The 16,935-nt window shown below is 74.5% G+C and carries 16 protein-coding genes; 11 read left to right on the forward strand and 5 right to left on the reverse strand.

Annotated elements, in window-relative coordinates; all coding sequences use genetic code 11:
• Positions 1–54 precede the first annotated feature (54 nt).
• The 11 genes from ACZ53K_RS25030 to ACZ53K_RS25080 all read left to right on the forward strand — a co-directional run bounded on the left by ACZ53K_RS25030 (position 55) and on the right by ACZ53K_RS25080 (position 11,118).
• Positions 55–1,836, forward strand: a complete 1,782-nt coding sequence (locus tag ACZ53K_RS25030; RefSeq protein ID WP_468840578.1) for a carbamoyltransferase family protein — start codon at positions 55–57, stop codon at positions 1,834–1,836.
• A complete protein-coding gene (locus tag ACZ53K_RS25035) occupies positions 1,833–2,888 on the forward strand; it encodes a glycosyltransferase family 2 protein (protein ID WP_468840580.1) in 1,056 nt (351 codons plus the stop codon). Before ACZ53K_RS25030 ends, ACZ53K_RS25035 begins: the two co-directional genes overlap by 4 nt.
• Before the next feature lie 24 nt (positions 2,889–2,912).
• Positions 2,913–3,608 (forward strand): HAD-IIIA family hydrolase, encoded by a 696-nt coding sequence (locus ACZ53K_RS25040; protein ID WP_468840582.1) that lies wholly within the window; start codon positions 2,913–2,915, stop codon positions 3,606–3,608.
• A complete protein-coding gene (locus ACZ53K_RS25045; protein WP_468840584.1) occupies positions 3,605–4,708 on the forward strand; it encodes a glycosyltransferase family 9 protein in 1,104 nt (367 codons plus the stop codon). Before ACZ53K_RS25040 ends, ACZ53K_RS25045 begins: the two co-directional genes overlap by 4 nt.
• Positions 4,705–5,670, forward strand: a complete 966-nt coding sequence (locus ACZ53K_RS25050; RefSeq protein ID WP_468840586.1) for a glycosyltransferase — start codon at positions 4,705–4,707, stop codon at positions 5,668–5,670. The genes ACZ53K_RS25045 and ACZ53K_RS25050 overlap by 4 nt, the downstream gene beginning before the upstream one ends.
• Entirely contained in the window at positions 5,667–6,908 is a 1,242-nt protein-coding gene (locus tag ACZ53K_RS25055; protein ID WP_468840588.1) for a glycosyltransferase, read from the forward strand. Before ACZ53K_RS25050 ends, ACZ53K_RS25055 begins: the two co-directional genes overlap by 4 nt.
• 135 nt (positions 6,909–7,043) lie before the next feature.
• Positions 7,044–7,691, forward strand: coding sequence for a D-sedoheptulose-7-phosphate isomerase (locus ACZ53K_RS25060; RefSeq protein WP_468840590.1), 648 nt, complete (start codon positions 7,044–7,046; stop codon positions 7,689–7,691).
• Between the two features lie 25 nt (positions 7,692–7,716).
• Positions 7,717–9,138 (forward strand): D-glycero-beta-D-manno-heptose 1-phosphate adenylyltransferase, encoded by a 1,422-nt coding sequence (gene rfaE2 / locus ACZ53K_RS25065; protein WP_468840592.1) that lies wholly within the window; start codon positions 7,717–7,719, stop codon positions 9,136–9,138.
• The gene (locus ACZ53K_RS25070) at positions 9,135–10,058 is read left to right on the forward strand and encodes a glycosyltransferase family 2 protein (RefSeq protein ID WP_468840594.1); all 924 of its coding nucleotides are present in this window, start codon (positions 9,135–9,137) and stop codon (positions 10,056–10,058) included. Before rfaE2 ends, ACZ53K_RS25070 begins: the two co-directional genes overlap by 4 nt.
• Positions 10,055–10,177 (forward strand): hypothetical protein, encoded by a 123-nt coding sequence (locus tag ACZ53K_RS25075; protein WP_468840596.1) that lies wholly within the window; start codon positions 10,055–10,057, stop codon positions 10,175–10,177. The genes ACZ53K_RS25070 and ACZ53K_RS25075 overlap by 4 nt, the downstream gene beginning before the upstream one ends.
• Positions 10,174–11,118 carry a glycosyltransferase family 2 protein gene (locus tag ACZ53K_RS25080; protein ID WP_468840598.1) on the forward strand — a complete coding sequence of 315 codons (945 nt, stop codon included), beginning with the start codon at positions 10,174–10,176 and terminating at the stop codon, positions 11,116–11,118. Before ACZ53K_RS25075 ends, ACZ53K_RS25080 begins: the two co-directional genes overlap by 4 nt.
• Positions 11,119–11,282: 164 nt before the next feature.
• Here ACZ53K_RS25080 and ACZ53K_RS25085 read toward each other — a convergent pair whose 3' ends face one another.
• The 5 genes from ACZ53K_RS25085 to ACZ53K_RS25105 all read right to left on the reverse strand — a co-directional run bounded on the left by ACZ53K_RS25085 (position 11,283) and on the right by ACZ53K_RS25105 (position 16,910).
• The gene (locus ACZ53K_RS25085; RefSeq protein ID WP_468840600.1) at positions 11,283–12,518 is read right to left on the reverse strand and encodes a S8 family peptidase; all 1,236 of its coding nucleotides are present in this window, start codon (positions 12,516–12,518) and stop codon (positions 11,283–11,285) included.
• A gap of 822 nt (positions 12,519–13,340) precedes the next feature.
• Positions 13,341–13,601, reverse strand: a complete 261-nt coding sequence (locus ACZ53K_RS25090; protein ID WP_468840602.1) for a GlsB/YeaQ/YmgE family stress response membrane protein — start codon at positions 13,599–13,601, stop codon at positions 13,341–13,343.
• 173 nt (positions 13,602–13,774) lie between these two features.
• Positions 13,775–15,181 (reverse strand): ABC transporter substrate-binding protein, encoded by a 1,407-nt coding sequence (locus ACZ53K_RS25095; protein ID WP_468840604.1) that lies wholly within the window; start codon positions 15,179–15,181, stop codon positions 13,775–13,777.
• Entirely contained in the window at positions 15,181–16,023 is an 843-nt protein-coding gene (locus ACZ53K_RS25100) for a carbohydrate ABC transporter permease (RefSeq protein ID WP_468840606.1), read from the reverse strand. The genes ACZ53K_RS25095 and ACZ53K_RS25100 overlap by 1 nt, the downstream gene beginning before the upstream one ends.
• On the reverse strand, positions 16,020–16,910 hold the full coding sequence (locus ACZ53K_RS25105) for a carbohydrate ABC transporter permease (protein WP_468840701.1): 891 nt from the start codon (positions 16,908–16,910) through the stop codon (positions 16,020–16,022). The genes ACZ53K_RS25100 and ACZ53K_RS25105 overlap by 4 nt, the downstream gene beginning before the upstream one ends.
• Positions 16,911–16,935: the final 25 nt, after the last annotated feature.

Raw genomic sequence — 16,935 nt, forward strand, 5'->3', positions numbered from 1 at the left:
CGACCGGGCGGCGGCCGGGCGCCGTCCATCCTGACGAAAGGCCAGCGAAACCCCATGCGCATTCTCGGCATCAACGCGCTCTTCCACGACCCCGCCGCCGCTCTCGTCGTCGACGGGCAGACCGTGGCCGCCGCCGAAGAGGAACGCTTCTCCCGACGTAAACACGGCAAACGGCCGGTGCCCTTCGCCGCCTGGGAGATGCCCGAACAGGCCGCCGCCTGGTGCCTGGCCACGGCCGGTCTGCGCCCCGAGGACCTGGACGCGGTGGCGTACTCCTTCGACCCCCGGCTCGCCCGGCCCGCCGATCAGATGGGCCTGGACGACCCCTGGGACCACCTGCGCCTGACGTACGCGCGCGAGGCCCCCGGGTTCCTCAAGACCGCGCTGCCGGGCCTGGACCCGCAGCGGGTCCGCTACGTCCCGCACCACATGGCGCACGCCGCGTCCGCCGCGTTCGGCGCGCCGGACGCGGACAGCTCCTCGGTGCTCGTGCTCGACGGCCGCGGCGAGGCGACCTCGCACCTGGCCGCACAGCGCGTACAGGGCAAGCTGGAACCGCTGTACGGGCAGGAGCTGCCGCACTCGCTCGGCCTGGTCTACGAGGAGCTGACCGCGCACCTCGGATTCCTGCGCTCCTCCGACGAGTTCAAGGTGATGGCGCTGGCCTCGTACGGCACCCCGCGGATGCTGCCCGAGCTGCGCCGCCACGTGTACCCCACCGGCGACGGCGGCTTCCACGCCGCGCATGTGCCGTGGAGCGACCTGTGCGTACCGCGCCATCCGGAAGAACCGTGGAGCCAGGCGCACGCGGACCTCGCGGCCAGCGCCCAGCTCGTCCTGGAGGAGACCCTGCTGGATCTGGCCCGCTGGCTGCACGGCCGGACGCACGACAGTGTGCTGACACTGGCCGGCGGGGTGGCGCTGAACTGCGTGGCCAACGCCCGGATCGCCCGCGAGGGGCCGTTCGACCGGATGTGGGTGCAGCCCGCGGCCGGTGACGCGGGCACCGCGCTCGGCGGCGCGCTGCTGCTGAGCGCCGACGGCGGTGAGGAACCCGCGCCGATGCCCGGCGCCGACCTCGGCCGCGGCTGGTCCGACTCGGAGCTGGAGGCGTGGCTGCGGACCGCCGCCGTGCCCTTCGAACGGCCGGCCGACATCGCCGCGACCGTCGCCCAGGCACTGGCGGAGAACTCCATCGTGGCCTGGTTCCAGGGGCGTTCGGAGTACGGGCCGCGGGCGCTCGGCCACCGCTCCCTGATGGCGCACCCCGGTCACTCGGCCAACCTGGAGCGGCTCAACGACGTCAAGGGCCGCGAGCAGTTCCGGCCGGTCGCGCCGATGGTGCTCGCCGACCGGGCGGGCCGGATCTTCGACGGGCAGCTGCCCAGCCCGTACATGCTGTTCGTGCACGACGTGGCCAAGGAGTGGCGGGAGCGCATCCCGGCCGTGGTGCACGTCGACGGCACCGCCCGCATCCAGACCGTGGACCGGGACGACGAGCCGCTGGTGGCCCGGATGCTGGCCGAGTTCGAGCGGCTCACCGGGCTGCCCGTCGTCGTCAACACCAGCCTGAACACCGCGGGCCGCCCGATGGTCGACGACCCGCGGGACGCGCTGGAGTGCTTCGGTTCGACACCCGTCGACCTGCTGGCCATCGGTCCGTTCGCGGTACGGCGGGACGCGTTCTTCGCCGCCGGGAACCGGTCGGCGCACCGCTCCGAGGTGCTGTCCTTCCCGGCCGGGGCCGAGGAGGAGCTGGCGCCCGCCTCGTACGACCGACTGGCGCGGCCCGTACAGGCGCCGGTCGCGGGCAGCGGTGAGGGAGCGGTCCGATGACCTCGCCGACCGCCGCCGACCACTCGGTGGTGATCCCCACCCTCGGGCGGCCCAGCCTGACGGCGTGCCTGCGGGCGCTGGCCGCGGCCGAGGGCCCGCCGCCGCTCCAGGTCGTGCTGGTGGACGACCGGCCACTGGACGACTGCACCCCGCTGCCGGCCGAGATCCCCGAGAAGCTGCGCGACCGCACGAAGACCGTGCCGGGCTGCGCGCGAGGACCGGCGGCGGCCCGCAACACCGGCTGGCGGGCGGCGGACGCGACACCGTGGGTGGTCTTCCTCGACGACGACGTGGTGCCCGGCCCCACCTGGGGTACGGACCTGGCCGCCGACCTCGCCGCCGCGTCACCGCGGACGGCCGGGATCACCGCGCGCATCGCTGTTCCGGTGCCCCCGGAACGCCGGTCCACGGACTGGGAGCGCAACACCGCGGGCCTGGCCACCGCCAAGTGGATCACCGCGGACATGGCGTACCGGCGGGACGCGCTGGAGTCCGTGGACGGCTTCGACGAACGGTTCCGGCGCGCCTTCCGGGAGGACGCCGACCTGGCGCTGCGGGTCCTGGCGGCGGGCTGGACGCTGGCGGCCGGCACCCGCCGCACCACGCATCCGGTGCGGCCCGCCGGCCGCTGGGTCTCCGTACGGCTCCAGGCGGGCAACGCCGACGACGTCCTGATGACCCGTAAGCACGGCCGGGACTGGTGGCACCACGCGGACGCGCCGCGCGGCCGGCTGCCGCGGCACCTGACGGTGACGGCGGCGGCGGGGGCCTCGCTGGCCTGCGCCGCGGCCGGGCGGCGCCGGGCGGCGCTGGCGCTGGCCGGGCTGTGGCTGGGCGGCACGGCGGAGTTCGCGTGGGCGCGGATCGCGCCGGGTCCCCGTACCCGGGACGAAGTGGTCACCATGGCTGTGACCAGCGCGCTCATCCCGCCGTCCGCCGCCGGGCACTGGCTGCGCGGGCTGGTGCGGCACCGCCGGGTGGCGCCGCTGAGCGTCCGGCCGGTGCCCGCGGTGCCGCCGGCCGAGCCGCAGCCGGTTCCGGAGCGGGTGTAGCCGGTGGACAGGAATCTGGTTGCCGTGCGGGGAGCGACGGCGGTCGCAGACCCGGCGGCGGACATCGCCGTCCTGGCGGCGAGCCGGGAGGAGCCCGGGCGCCTGTGGCTGTACGCGCCGGGGCGGAATGCCCCGGCGCGGGTGCCGGTGCCCGCGGGGGCGCAGCCGCCCGGCGACGCGGGCCCCTTGGAGGCGGTGCTCTTCGACCGGGACGGGACGCTGGTGGCCGATGTGCCGTACAACGGCGACCCGTCGCTGGTGGAGCCGATGCCCGGAGCGCGCGCGGCCCTGGACGCGGTACGGGCGCGTGGGCTCGCGGTGGGCGTGGTGAGCAACCAGTCCGGGGTCGCGCGCGGCCTGCTGAGCGGTGCTCACGTCGCGTCCGTACGGCAGGAGGTCGAGGCGCGGCTCGGGCCGTTCGGCGTCTGGGCGGTGTGCCCGCACGGGCCCGGCGACGGCTGCGGCTGCCGCAAGCCCGCGCCCGGCCTGATCCTCGCCGCCTGCGCGTTCCTCGGGGTCTCCCCCGCGCGGACCGCCGTGCTCGGCGACATCGGCGCGGACGTGGACGCGGCACGGGCCGCCGGTGCGCGCGGGGTGCTCGTACCGACGCCGGTGACGCGCGCGCAGGAGGTCGCGGCGGCACGGGAGAGCGCGCCTGATCTGCCGTGCGCTGTACGCCTGTTGCTGCGCGGGCCGGGCACCGGGGAGGCCGCCGTATGAGCACCGCCCCGCGAACGCTCGTCGTCCGGCTGGACAGCGCGGGCGATGTGCTGCTGGCCGGTCCGGCGGTACGTGCCGTGGCGGCGGGCTCCTCGTACACGGCGCTGCTGTGCGGCCCGTTGGGCGAACGCGCGGCACGGCTGCTTCCCGGAGTGGACGAGGTGATCGTGCACGACGCGCCATGGGTGGGCCTGCGGCCCGCGCCGGTGGACCGGCGAGTCACCGAGGAACTGGTGGACACGCTGGCGGCGGGACGGTTCGACCGGGCGCTGGTGCTCGTGTCGTACCACCAGAGCCCGCTGCCCGCCGCGCTGCTGCTCAAGCTCGCCGGGATCGGCTGGATCGCGGCGGACAGCGTGGACTACCCCGGCGCCCTCCTGGACCTGCGGCACCACCGCAAACCGGAACGCCACGAGGCCGAGGCGGCACTGGACCTCGCCCGGGACGCCGGATTCGCCCTGCCGCCGGACGACGACGGCGCCCTGGGCGTCCTTCCGCCGCCCGACACCACACCGCTGACCGGCGGCGACCCGTACGTGGTGCTGCACCCGGGTGCCGCGGTACCGGCCCGCGCCTGGAGCGCGGCCCGGGCGGCGCGCGCGGCGGGCGCGCTGAGCGCCGCCGGGCACCGGGTCATCGTCACCGGCGGCCCCGGCGAACGGGACCTGACCGCCGCCGTCGCGGGCGGTCACGCACTGGACCTCGGCGGACGCACCGACGCCCACCAGCTCGCCGGGGTACTGGCCCGCGCGCGGACAGTGGTCGTCGGCAACACCGGCCCCGCGCACCTCGCCGCCGCCGTGGGAACACCCGTCGTCTGCCTGTTCGCGCCGGTGGTCCCAGCGCTGCTGTGGGCACCGTACGGCGTGCCCCACGTACTGCTCGGCGACCAGGAAGCGCCGTGCGCCGGCAGCCGCGCCCGGCGCTGCCCGGTGCCGGGACACCCCTGTCTCGACACGGTCAGCGACACCGCGCTGCTCGCCGCCGTGTCCCGGCTGACCGGCCCCGGCCGGCCGCCGGAGCCGCCGAAGGACGGCGCCCGGCCCGCCGCACGGGCCGCCCGGACCGCCACCGACACCGAACGAGGTGCGACCGTATGAACATCCTGCTCTGGCATGTCCACGGGTCCTGGACGACCGCGTTCGTCCAGGGACCGCACACCTATCTGGTGCCGGTCACCCCGGACCGCGGTCCCGACGGACTGGGCCGGGCCCGCACCTTCCCCTGGCCCGAATCGGTGGTGGAGAAGACCCCGGCGGAACTGCGGCACGCCCCCGTCGACCTCGTCGTGCTGCAACGGCCGCACGAGGCCGGCCTGGCGGAACGCTGGCTGGGCGGGCGCCGCCCCGGCCGGGACGTGCCCGCCGTCTACCTGGAGCACAACGCGCCGGACGGCGACGTCCCGCACACCCGCCACCCGTGCGCCGGCCGCGACGACCTGACCCTGGTGCACGTCACCCACTTCAACCGGCTGTTCTGGGACAACGGCGGCACCCGCACCGAAGTCATCGAGCACGGCATCGTCGACCCCGGCCACCAGTACACCGGCCGGCTCGCGCGCGCCGCCGTCGTCACCAACGAGCCGGTCCGCCGCGGCCGTACGGTCGGTACCGACCTGCTGCCCGCACTGTCGGAAGCCGCGCCCCTGGACGTCTTCGGCATGCGCACCGACGGACTCGCCGCGCACCTGGGCCTGCCCCCGGACCGCTGCCGCACGGCCGACCTCCCGCAGGGCGAACTTCACGAGGCGATGGCGCAGCGCCGCTTCTACCTGCACCCGGTGCGCTGGACCTCGCTCGGCCTGTCGCTCCTGGAAGCCATGCATCTGGGCATGCCGGTGGTCGCCCTGGCCACCACCGAGGCCGCCGAAGCGGTGCTGCCCGGCACCGGCACGCTCTCCAACCGGCCCGAGGTGCTGGCCCGGGCCGCCCGGACGTACCTGGAGGACCCCGACGCGGCGGCCGAGGACGGCGCGCGGGCCCGCCAGGCCGCGCTGGAGCGGTACGGGCTCAAGCGCTTCCTGCACGACTGGGAACGCCTGATCACGGAGGTGCAAGCATGACCCCTCTCGGCAACACCCCGCGGCTGTCCGTCGCGCTCGTGTCCGAGCACGCCAGCCCGCTGGCGGTCCTCGGCGGCGTCGACGCGGGCGGCCAGAACGTCCATGTCGCCCGACTGGCCGGTGCGCTGGCCGACCGGGGGCACCGGGTGACGGTGTACACCCGGCGGGACTCCACCGAACCGCCGGACGAGGTCCCGCTGCGGCCCGGTGTGCGGGTCCGGCACGTCCCCGCGGGGCCGCCACGGCACGTGCCCAAGGACGCGCTGCTGCCGTACATGCCGGCGTTCGGCGACTTCCTCGCCGAACGGTGGCGGGCACGGGCACCGGACGTGGTCCACTCGCACTTCTGGATGTCCGGCCTGGCCGCACTCCAGGCGGCCCGCGAACTGGGGCTGCCGCTGGCCCACACGTACCACGCGCTGGGCACCGTCAAGCGGCGCCACCAGCGGGACTCCGACACCAGCCCGCGCTCCCGCGTCGGCAGCGAGATAGCGGTGGGCGAGGGCTGCGACCGGGTGATCGCCACCTGCCGGGACGAGGTCACCGAACTGGGCCGGATGGGCATCCCGGAAAGCAAGATAGACGTGGTGCCGTGCGGCGTCGACACGGCGCGCTTCACCCCCGACGGGCCGGTCGCGGACCACCGTTCGCACCACCCGCTGCTCCTCCAGCTCGGCCGGCTCGTCCCGCGCAAGGGCGCGGAGGTCTCCGTCGCCGCACTGGCCCGGCTGCCCGAGGCCCGGCTGGTCATCGCCGGCGGGCCGCCCGCCGGCCGGCTCGACCAGGACCCCGAGGTACGGCGGCTGCGCGACCTGGCCCGCACCGCCGGGGTCGCCGACCGGGTGAGCTTCACCGGCGGCGTGCGGTGCGAGGACGTACCGCAACTGCTGCGCGCCGCCGACGTGGTGCTGTGCCCGGCGGACTACGAGCCGTTCGGCATCGTGCCCCTGGAAGCCATGTCCTGCGGCACACCGGTCGTGGCCACCGCGGTCGGCGGGCAGCTGGACACCGTGTCCGACCCGGACTGCGGGCGGCTGGTACCGCCCCGCGACCCGGCCGCGCTCGCCCACGCCGTCGGCGAACTGCTCCGGGACGGCGAACGGCGGGCCGCCTGCGGCGCCGCGGGACGCCGCCGCGTACTGGCCCGGTACGGCTGGGACAAGGTCGCGGCCGGCACCGAGGCCGCCTACGCGGGCGTGCTGAGCCCGCGGCCGGCCGCTGTCACCGAGGTGGTGTGAGCGCCGGCCGCGGCGCCGCCCCCGTTCCGACGTCCGGTCTCCCCTCGTCGCCGTCCGACGCCCTGTCCCCGCCGCAGACGTACGAAGGAGGTGCGGGCCCCAGCGCCACCCGGCGCCCCCGGGAGCCCGACGACCATGAGCCATCCCCTTGACGCCGCACACCGGCACTGTCAGTCGCTCCAGGACGCGGTGGCCGCGCTGCGCCGGCACAGCCTGCGCCGGATCGCCGAGTGGGGCACCCACCTCGGCACCGTGCTGCCGGTCGGCGGCCGGCTGCTCGCCGCGGGCAACGGCGGCAGCGCCGCCCAGGCCCAGCATCTGACGGCCGAACTCGTCGGCCGCTACCAGCAGGACCGCCCCGCCTACTCCGCCATCTCGCTGCACGCCGAGACCTCCAGCGTCACCGCCATCGGCAACGATTACGGCTTCGACCAGGTCTTCGCCCGGCAGGTCGCCGCACACGGCCGCCCCGGCGACGTGCTCCTGCTGCTGTCCACCTCGGGCCGCAGCGACAACCTGCTGGCCGCCGCCGAAACCGCGCGGGACGCCGAACTGCGGGTCTGGGCGCTCACCGGCCCCCGCCCCAACCCACTGGCCGACGCCGCCGACGAGGCGGTGTGCGTGGACTCCCCCAGCAGCGCGACGGTCCAGGAGGCGCACCTGATCGCGGTGCACATCCTGTGCGAGCACTTCGACGCCGTCAGCGGCACACCCCGGCCCGCGCGGGCCACGGCGGGTGTCCCGCTGGAGGTCGCGGTGGCCGACCGGGACGGTGCGCTGTGACCGCCCGCCGTATCCGGGAGCCGCGATGAGTGCCCGCCGGCCCCTCGTGGTCGTCGGAGACGCCCTCCTCGACCGGGACATCGACGGCAACTCCGCACGCCTGGCGCCGGACGCGCCCGCACCGGTCGTGGACGTGGCCGACGACCGCAGCCGGCCGGGCGGCGCGGGCCTCGCCGCCGCGCTCGCCGCGGGGGCCGGGCGGTCCGGGCGCTCCGGGCGCGAGGTGGTCCTGGTGACCGCGCTGGGCCAGGATCCGGCGAGCGAGGCGGTACGGCGCGCACTGCACGGCGTCGTACGCCTGGTGGAGATCCCGCTGGAGGGCCGGCTGCCGGAGAAGACCCGGGTGATGGCGTCCGGCCGGCCTCTGGTGCGGTTCGACCGCGGCGGCGGCAGTCCGGGGGAGCCCGGCCCCGCCGTGCACAAGGCGATCGCCGGAGCCCGTGCCGTCCTCGTCGCCGATTACGGACGCGGCACCGCGTCGGCCGTACGCGGCCTGCTCGCCGACGTGGCGCACCGCGTCCCGCTGCTGTGGGACCCGCACCCCAAGGGCGGCACGCCCGTACCGGGCGCACGGCTGGTCACGCCCAACGCGTCCGAGGCTCGCGCCCTGACCTCCGGCGAGGACCGGTCGCTGCACGCCTGCGCCGTACGGGGCGCCCAACTGGCCGCCGAATGGCGGGCCGCGGCCGTCGCGGTGACGCTCGGTGCGCGCGGCGCGCTGCTGGCCAGGGCGGGCAGTGACTCGCCGATGCTGGTGCCCGCGCCGTACCGGGCCGACGGTGACCCCTGCGGGGCGGGCGACTGTTTCGCCGCCACGGCGGCCGCCGCGCTGGCCGACGGCGCGCTGCCCGAGGAGGCCGTGCAGCGGGCCGTCGCCGAGGCCGCCGCGTTCGTCGCGGCGGGCGGCGCGGGCAACCGCGGCCTGTGGCGGGCCGCGCCGCCGCCGGACCGGCCGGCGCCGGAGCGGCCCGCCGACCCGTTCGAACTGGCCAAAACCGTGCAGGCCAGGGGCGGCACGGTGGTTGCCACCGGCGGCTGCTTCGACCTGCTGCACGCCGGGCACGTCGGCCTGCTGGAGAGCGCCCGGCGGATCGGTGACTGCCTCATCGTCTGCGTCAACTCCGACGCGTCCGTCACCCGCCTCAAGGGCCCGGGGCGGCCGCTGACCAGGGCGGCCGACCGCACCCGCGTACTGGCCGGGCTGGGCAGCGTCGACGCCGTCGCCGTCTTCGACGAGGACTCGCCCGTCGAACTGCTGCGCCGCTTGCGTCCCGATGTGTGGGTCAAGGGCGGTGACTACTCGGTGGACGCGCTGCCGGAGGCGGCCACGCTGCTGGAGTGGGGCGGCCAGGCACTCGTCCTGCCGTATTTGGACGGCAGGTCGACGACCGCGCTGGCCCGGCGGGCGGCCCGCGCCGCCGCGCCGGGTCCGGGGTGCCGATCGTGACCGCACGGACGGCGGAGCTGCCGGACACCGTGCCCGCGCCGGCCCCCCGGGCCGCACCGCAGGTGGGCGTCGTCATGATCACCCGGGACCGCCGCGAGCGGCTGCTCGGCACGCTGGAGCGGGTCACGCGGCTGCCCGAGGAACCGCCCGTCGTGGTCGTGGACAACGGCTCGTCGGACGGCACGGCGGACGCCGTCCGCGCCCACTTCCCCTCGGTACGGGTCCTCACCCCGGGCCGCAACCTCGGCGCGGTCGGCCGTACCTACGGTGCCGCCGCGCTCGACACCCCGCTCGTCGCGTTCAGCGACGACGACTCGTGGTGGGAACCGGGCGCGCTGGCACGGGCCGCCGACGTGTTCGCGGCGCACCCGCGGCTGGGCCTGGCCGCCGCCGCGACGCTGGTCGGTACGGACGCCGACGCCGACCCGCTCAACGCGGTCCTCGCCGCCTCCCCACTGGGCCACGAACCCGACCTGCCGGGCCCGTCCGTCCTCGGCTTCCTGGGCTGCGCCGCCGTCGCCCGCCGGGACGCCTTCCTGGAAGCCGGCGGCTACCACCCCGTACTCCACTTCGGCGCCGAGGAAACTCTGCTGGCCATGGACCTGGAGGCGGACGGCTGGGGCGTCGCCTACTGCCCCGCGCTCGTCGCCCGGCACGATCCCGACGGCGCGGGCGGCGTCCCACGGCCGGGCCGCACCGCCCGCGTACGGCGCAACGTCCTGCTCACCGCCTGGCTGCGCCGGCCACTGCGGCACGCCCTCGCGCACACCGTACGGCTGGCCCTGGACAGCCGCACCGACCCGGAAGCACGGCTGGCACTGGCCGAGGCCGTACGCCGGCTCCCCGCCGCCCTCGCCCGCCGACGGCTCCTGCCGACGCGGGTGGAACGCCGGGTGCGGACGCTGGAGACGGCGCCATGACACCGGGCCGCACCCGCACGCCGCGCAGCCCGCACGTCCCGCAGGGCGCCGACGTGCCGGGCGAGCCGTCCGCGACACCGCCCCGGCGCGCCCGCACCGACCCGAGGAAACCCCCGTGACCGATCCGCGCACCACCGTCATCATCATCACCCGCAACCGCAGCGACGACCTGCTGCACACTCTGGACCGGCTCGCCGAACTGCCGGAGAAGCCGCCCGTCATCGTGGTGGACAACGGCTCCACGGACGGGAGCGCGTCCGCCGCCCGCCGCCATCCCCTCGCGCCACGGCTCATCCCACTGGAGCACAACGCCGGTGCGGTGGGCCGCAATCTGGCCGCGCGGGTGGCGACCACGCCGTACCTGGCGTTCTGCGACGACGACTCGTGGTGGGAGCCCGGCGCGCTGGCCGGGGCCGCCGACCTGCTGGACATGTACGGGCGGCTGGGCGCGGTGACCGCGCGCATCATGGTCCACCCGCACCCGGACGCCCCGGAGGCAGGCACCGCACCCGGGGCCGGGCCGGGCGAACCCGTCGAGGACGCGATCGTCCAAGAGCTGCGGCACTCCCCGCTGCCCGCACCGTCCTGGCTGCCCGGCCCGGCGCTCGGCTCGTTCCTCGCGGCGGCCACAGTGCTGCGTACCGACGCCTTCCGGGCCGCGGGCGGTTTCTCGCCCCGGCTGGTCCTGGGCGGCGAGGAGGAGTTGCTCGCCGCCGATCTCGCGGCGGACGGCTGGTGGCTGGCGTACGCCGACCGGCTCACCGTGCACCACCGGGCGTCGCCGCACCGGGACGCGACACTGCGCCGGCGCCAGGGCATCCGCAACACGCTGTGGTTCACCTGGCTGCGCAGACCGCTGCCGGCTGCCGTGCGCCGTACGCGCACCCTCGCCTCGACCGTGCCCAGGGACGCGGTGTCCGTACGGGCGTTCGCCGAGGCCGCCGGTGGTCTGCCGTGGGTCCTGCGGGAACGGCGCCGGCTGCCGCGGGAGGTGGAGAGCCGGCTGCGGCTGCTGGAGGCGCCGCAGCGGGAGTCGACGGCGCGGCGGTACTGCGGCTGAGGCTGTTACGTGCCTTCGGCCGCGGGCAGCGGGCAGCGGCCGAGCCGGTACCTGCCTCGGCCTGCCGCCGGCCCCGGCTACGGCTCCGGGCAGCGCGACGCCGGCCGTCGCGCCCCGTGGGGGCGAGCGCGACGGCCGGCGGGCGGTGCCGAACAGCGGTGAGGTTACTTCTCGCCGACCTTCAGCAGCTTGTTGGGCGTGCCCTCGCTCGCGTTCTTGATCTTGTCGGGCGTGGCGGTGTCGGTCAGCCCCTTGGCGACCGCGTCCGGCTTGGCGTCCTGGTGGGCGCTCAGGTAGACCGCGGCGGCACCGGCGACGTGCGGGGTGGCCATGGACGTACCGGAGATGGTCTTGGTGCCCTGGTCGCTGTCGTTCCAGGCCGAGGTGATGTCCGAACCGGGCGCGTAGAGGTCCACGGCGGTGCCGTAGTTCGAGAAGTCGGACTGCTCGTCGGTGTTGGTGCTGGAGGCGACCGTGATGGCCTCCTTGACCCGCGCCGGGGAGCCCTGGCCCGCGTCGGTGGACTCGTTGCCCGCCGCCACGGCGAAGGTGACGCCGGAGGCGACCGCCTTCTGGACCGCCGCGTCCAGCGCCTCGTCGGCGCCGCCGCCCAGCGACATGTTCGCCACCGAGGGGCCCTTGTGGTTCTTGGTCACCCAGTCGATGCCGGCGACGACCTGCTCGGTGGAGCCGGAGCCCTGGTCGTCCAGCACGCGGACGGCCACGATCTTGGCCTTCTTGGCGACGCCGTGCGCCTTGCCGGCGATGGTGCCCGCGACGTGGGTGCCGTGGCCGTTGCCGTCGGTGGCGTCGTTGTCGCCGTCGATCGCGTCGAAGCCGGAGGACGCGCGGCCCTCGAAGTCCTTGTGCGTGGTGCGGACACCGGTGTCGATGACGTACGCGGTGACGCCCTCGCCCGCGCTGTCGGGGTAGGTGTACTTCTTGTCGCCCTGGGTGTCCGCCTGGTCGATGCGGTCCAGGCCCCACGACGGCGGGTTGTCCTGGGTGCCGTCGATGTGGAACTTCTTGTTCTGCACGACCTTGTCGACGGCCGGGTCCGCGGCCAGCCGGCGGGCCTCCTCGGCGGTGAGGCCGGTGGCGGAGAAACCGTTCAGCGCGGCGGAGTAGGTCCGCTTGACGTCGCCGCCGTACTTGCCGGCCAGGTCCTTGTTCTGCTCGGCCTGGACCGCGGCGCCGCGGACCGTGTTCTCAGGGTTCTTCAGCATGACGATGTAGCTGCCGCTGACGGCGCCCTTGGCCTCGGCGCCGTAGATCTTGCCCTCGGCGGGCGACGCGCCCGCGGTGACCGCGGTGACCGTGGCGATACCGGTCGCGGCGACCACGGCGGTTATCGCGGTGACGAGCCGCTTCTTGCTGGAACGCTTGTGAGCGTGAGCCATTCGAGGGTTCTCCTCGTTCGGGGTGTGGGGGGAAAGCGTTGCGCAACAGCCCGGACGGACAAGAAGATCTCCGCCGGGCTGGTTCGAAACCTTGTCGGATTGACGGGGTCAATTCAAGGCCGGCCGGGCGTTGTGAGATAGGCAACAAGCCTGCGTAATTGCAAAGGACCGCAGAAGGGGTCAAATACGCACCACGGGCAGCCGACGGCGGGTCAACTCCGTTCACATACCGGCAACATGACGCAGGTCAGGCCCGATACGGACACCCCCGTTACCGGCGGTACGGAACGCGGCCCCCAAAAGCCGATACAACCGGCCACGATGGGGACCAGGCGGGCAATCGCCCCCGCCCTCCCCTCACTTCTTCACAGCTCAACAATCCCCGGCCGCCGCGCACCTCAATCCCCGAACACGACTCCCCCGGGCGTGGCATCGCTCACTCACACCCACCCCGGCCGAACCCGCCCTATACACAACGCATTTCCTTCGACACACCGCGCAACAGGGCGACAGCACTTCTCGCCCACTTCTCGCCGCCTTATTGGGAATGCACCGATATTCCGGCACAGAACGCCGTTTGCGGGTCGGCGTGGGGCGGTCGCCGGGCTCCCGTATCCCGGGCCAGGGACACCGGGGTCGGCCACCACGGCAGATCGGCAGCGGCCGGCCCACAAACACAAAACCAGCTCCGTCGAACCGGAACCCGATGGAACTGGTCCCGGCCGACGGAGCCGGCTCCGGCCCCGTCAAGCTGGATCGACTGCTGACAGGCACCTGTTGTCAGATCTCCGCTGTCAGGTCTCCGCTGTCAGGCGTCTGCTGTCAGGCGCGGCGCCGGAGCCACCACGGGGTGACGGCGGCAAGGAGGACAGCGGCGATGCCGATCTGGAAGATATGGCGAATCCAGTCGATGCCGCCGGTGTCGCGCACGCCGAAGGCGGTGGCGAGCCCGTTGCCCGCGACGGCGCCGATCATGCCCAGGATGACCGTCAGCCACAGGGGGACGGGTTGCCGTCCGGGAACGACGAGCTTGGCCAGCAGGCCGATGACGAGCCCCGCGATGATGGCCCACAGGAACGACACGACTTCTCCTTCCGATCGTCCGCTTCGGACATTCCTCCACGTGCCCACCGGAGCCCGCCGTAAGCATCGAGTTCCGGAGAAATCCCCTTGTCCGGCCACCTGGTGACGCTGCCGGCGTCCGTCCGGTACGGCCCGGGCCGTACCGGACGGCTCCCTACGGGGGGGGGGCGGGGTCAGCGCTGATACCGGGCCAGCACCAGGTTCCCGTCGTGGACCAGGCGCTTCCGCAGCTCGTCCAGATCGATGGCGCCGCTGTAGTACTCCTGGAAGCCCGGTGTGGCGATCTTGTCCTTCCACTCGGGATAGCCCCGCACCGACTGCGCGGGTGCCGCCCGCAAGGTGCCGGCCAGGGCCGTGCCCGTCGCCCAGCCATACCGGTCCACGTGCAGTTCCGGAGCCTTGAGGGCCTCCTGTCCCGTCGGCAGCATCCAGTCGCCCAGCGCGAGCCGCACCATGTTGGGCGGCCTCAGCAGGAAGTCGACGAAGGCCATCGCCTCCTCCTTGCGGGGGCAGTCCGCCGCGATCGACAGGGTCTGCGGGCTGACGCCCTGGTCGGCGCCATCGGCCCCGCGGGGCGCGGGCAGCACCGTCCACTCGAAGTCCTTCGGGGCCTGCTGCACGATCTGCTGCCGGTAGGAGAAGCCGAGCGGCAGGATCGCGTACCGGCCCGCGAAGAAGCCGGGGAGCGTGTCGGCGCCGCCCATGCCGAGAGTCGTACGGGCCGCGCTGCGGGCGACGTTGACCTGGTCGTGGATGGCGCGCGGCACCACCTGGTCGGCAGCGTCGAACCGTACCTCCGCCTTGCCGTCGGGGCGGCGCCGGAAGATGCGGCCGCCCGTGGACAGGGCGAGGTTGAGCGTGGCGGACACCGGTTCCTTCAGTGGCCAGGCGACGCCGTACCCGCCGCCGCCCGTCAGCTCCTTGGCCACCTCCCCGAACTCCTCCCATGTCCACGGGTCGCGCGCGGTCGGCACGCGCACCCCGGAGCGCCGTAGTTTCACCTGGTCGGCGATGAGGACGCGCGGTTCCTGGAGAAAGGGGATGCCGTACACCCGGCCGTCGAAGGTGCCCGACTCCCAGCCGCGCCGCGGGATGTCGTCCTTGAGGCGCCGCGGGAGGAGCGATGTGAGGTCGGCGAGGTAGCCGCCGTAGGCGAAGTCGGCGAGGTCGTCGGAGGCGTCGTGGATGATGTCCGGTGCCTCACCGCCTTCGAAGGAGGTGAGCAGCTGGTCGTGGACGGTGGGCCAGGCTCCCTGGACGTACTGGACGGGGGTGTCCGGATGCCGCCGGTTCCACTCCGCCACCAGGTGCTTGTTGGCGTCCACGGACTCCTTCTGCCAGGCCAGCGACTGGAAGCGGAGTACGCGCCGGCCGCCGTCGCCCCGCCGACCGCCCCCGCCCGAACAGCCGGGCAGCAGCGCCGCGGCGGGCACGGCCGCGGCGGCAGCGAGCAGGGCCCGACGGCGGGGACCGCCGCGGCCAACGGTACGGCGGTCCGGGCCGTCACCGGACGCGATACGACGGTCCGGACCGTCACCGGACGCGGTACGGCGTTCACCGCCACCACCGGGCGCGCCCATCAGTTCTTCACCGCCCCGGCCAGCATGCCGCCGGTGATACGGCGCTGGATGACGGCGAAGAGCACCAGGCTGGGCAGGGTGGCGAGCAGGGCCGCCGCGGCGAGCGGGCCGAGGTCGGCGACGCCCTCCGCCCCGAGGAAGTGGGTCAGTACGACCGGCATCGTCTGCTTCTCCGGCGATTTGAGCAGGACGAGCGCGAAGAAGAACTCGTTCCATGCGGTGATGAAGGCGAACAGGCCCGTGGCGACGATGCCGGGCGCCAGCAGCGGCCCGGTGACCGAGACCAGGATGCGCAGCCGGCCCGCGCCGTCCACCGCCGCGGCCTCCTCCAGTTCCGGCGGTACGGCCCGTACGTAACCGGTCAGCATCCACAGCGCGAACGGCAGCGACCACACCACGTACACCAGCACCAGGCCGGTACGGGCGTCGACGAGGTGGAGGCTCTTCAGGACCAGGAAGAGCGGGATGATCACCAGGACCAGCGGGAACGCCTGGCTGACCACGACCCAGCCGGTCGCCGCCCGTGCGAAGCGGGTGCGGCGGCGCGCCAGGACGTACGCCATCGGGGTCGCCAGGACGATCGCGACCAGCGCCGAGACCACGGCCGCGAGCAGGCTGTTGGCGGCGGCCTGGAGCAGCGGCTGCTCGTCGAAGGCGGCACGGAAGTTGTCCAGCGTCGGCGCCCTGGGGAGCCAGGTCGGATGGATGCTGCCCAGTTCGCGCGGCGGTTTGAAGGCGGTGGAGACCAGCCAGAGAAAGGGGAAGGCGAGAAAGACCAGGTAGCAGAGCAGAGCCAGGTACTGGCCGGCCCGGCCGACGGTACGGCGGGAGTCGGGGGTCACCGTTCCTCCTCTCCCCTCAGCCGCCGTGAGAGGTAGACGGCCAGCAGGATCGCGATGACCGCGACCATCGCCAGGCCCATCGCGGCCGCGTAACCGAACTGCCCGTACCGGAACGCCTCCTCGTACGCGAACAGCATCGGCAGCCGGGTACGGCCGCCGGGGCCGCCGTCGGTCAGCACGAAGACCAGCGCGAAGGAGTTGAAGTTCCAGATGAAGTTGAGCGCGGAGATGGCCAGCGCGACCGGCTTGATGGCCGGCCAGGTGACCGTACGGAACCGGCGCCACGCTCCCGCGCCGTCCATCGCGGCGGCCTCGTGCAGTTCACGGGGCACGTTCTGCAGTCCGGCGAGGAGGGTGACGGTGGTCTGCGGCATCCCCGCCCAGACGCCCACGACGATCACGGCGAGCAGGGCGGTGGCCGTACCGCTCAGCCAGTCCCGGCCCTCGTCCGGGCCCAGCCCGAGGCTGCGCAGCGTCTCGTTCAGGACGCCCGCGTCCGGGTGGTAGACCAGCCGCCACATGATGCCCACCACGACCTCGGGCATCGCCCACGGGATGATCGCCAGCGCCCGGGCCAGCCAGCGCAGCCGCAGGTCCTGGCTGAGCAGCAGCGCCAGCCCGAGGGCGAGGAAGAACTGCGGGACCGTGACGCCCACCGCCCACACCAGCCCGATCCGGAACGAGTCCCAGAACAGGGTGTCCTGGAGCAGGTCGGAGAAGTTGAGCAGACCGACCCACCGGGTGGCTTGGGTACGCCCGGACTGCGCGTCGGTGAACGCCAGCCCGATGCCGTACAGCAGCGGTCCCACGCTCAGCACCAGGATCGGGATGAGCGCGGGCAGCACCAGGAACCACGTGCCGTTGCCGCGCCCGGGCACCGACCGGATCCCGGTCCGCGCCCTCGGCCCCGCG

It is taken from the genome of Streptomyces sp. NPDC033221 (genome assembly GCF_055577005.1).

Excerpts from the sequence above, each read along its gene's own strand:
- ACZ53K_RS25075 (WP_468840596.1), top strand. The coding sequence starts at position 10,055 with ATGACACCGGGCCGCACCCGCACGCCGCGCAGCCCGCACGTCCCGCAG.
- rfaE2 (WP_468840592.1), top strand. The coding sequence starts at position 7,717 with ATGAGTGCCCGCCGGCCCCTCGTGGTCGTCGGAGACGCCCTCCTCGAC.
- ACZ53K_RS25045 (WP_468840584.1), top strand. The coding sequence starts at position 3,605 with ATGAGCACCGCCCCGCGAACGCTCGTCGTCCGGCTGGACAGCGCGGGC.
- ACZ53K_RS25085 (WP_468840600.1), bottom strand. The coding sequence starts at position 12,518 with ATGGCTCACGCTCACAAGCGTTCCAGCAAGAAGCGGCTCGTCACCGCG.
- ACZ53K_RS25060 (WP_468840590.1), top strand. The coding sequence starts at position 7,044 with ATGAGCCATCCCCTTGACGCCGCACACCGGCACTGTCAGTCGCTCCAG.
- ACZ53K_RS25055 (WP_468840588.1), top strand. The coding sequence starts at position 5,667 with ATGACCCCTCTCGGCAACACCCCGCGGCTGTCCGTCGCGCTCGTGTCC.
- ACZ53K_RS25095 (WP_468840604.1), bottom strand. The coding sequence starts at position 15,181 with ATGGGCGCGCCCGGTGGTGGCGGTGAACGCCGTACCGCGTCCGGTGAC.
- ACZ53K_RS25050 (WP_468840586.1), top strand. The coding sequence starts at position 4,705 with ATGAACATCCTGCTCTGGCATGTCCACGGGTCCTGGACGACCGCGTTC.
- ACZ53K_RS25035 (WP_468840580.1), top strand. The coding sequence starts at position 1,833 with ATGACCTCGCCGACCGCCGCCGACCACTCGGTGGTGATCCCCACCCTC.
- ACZ53K_RS25030 (WP_468840578.1), top strand. The coding sequence starts at position 55 with ATGCGCATTCTCGGCATCAACGCGCTCTTCCACGACCCCGCCGCCGCT.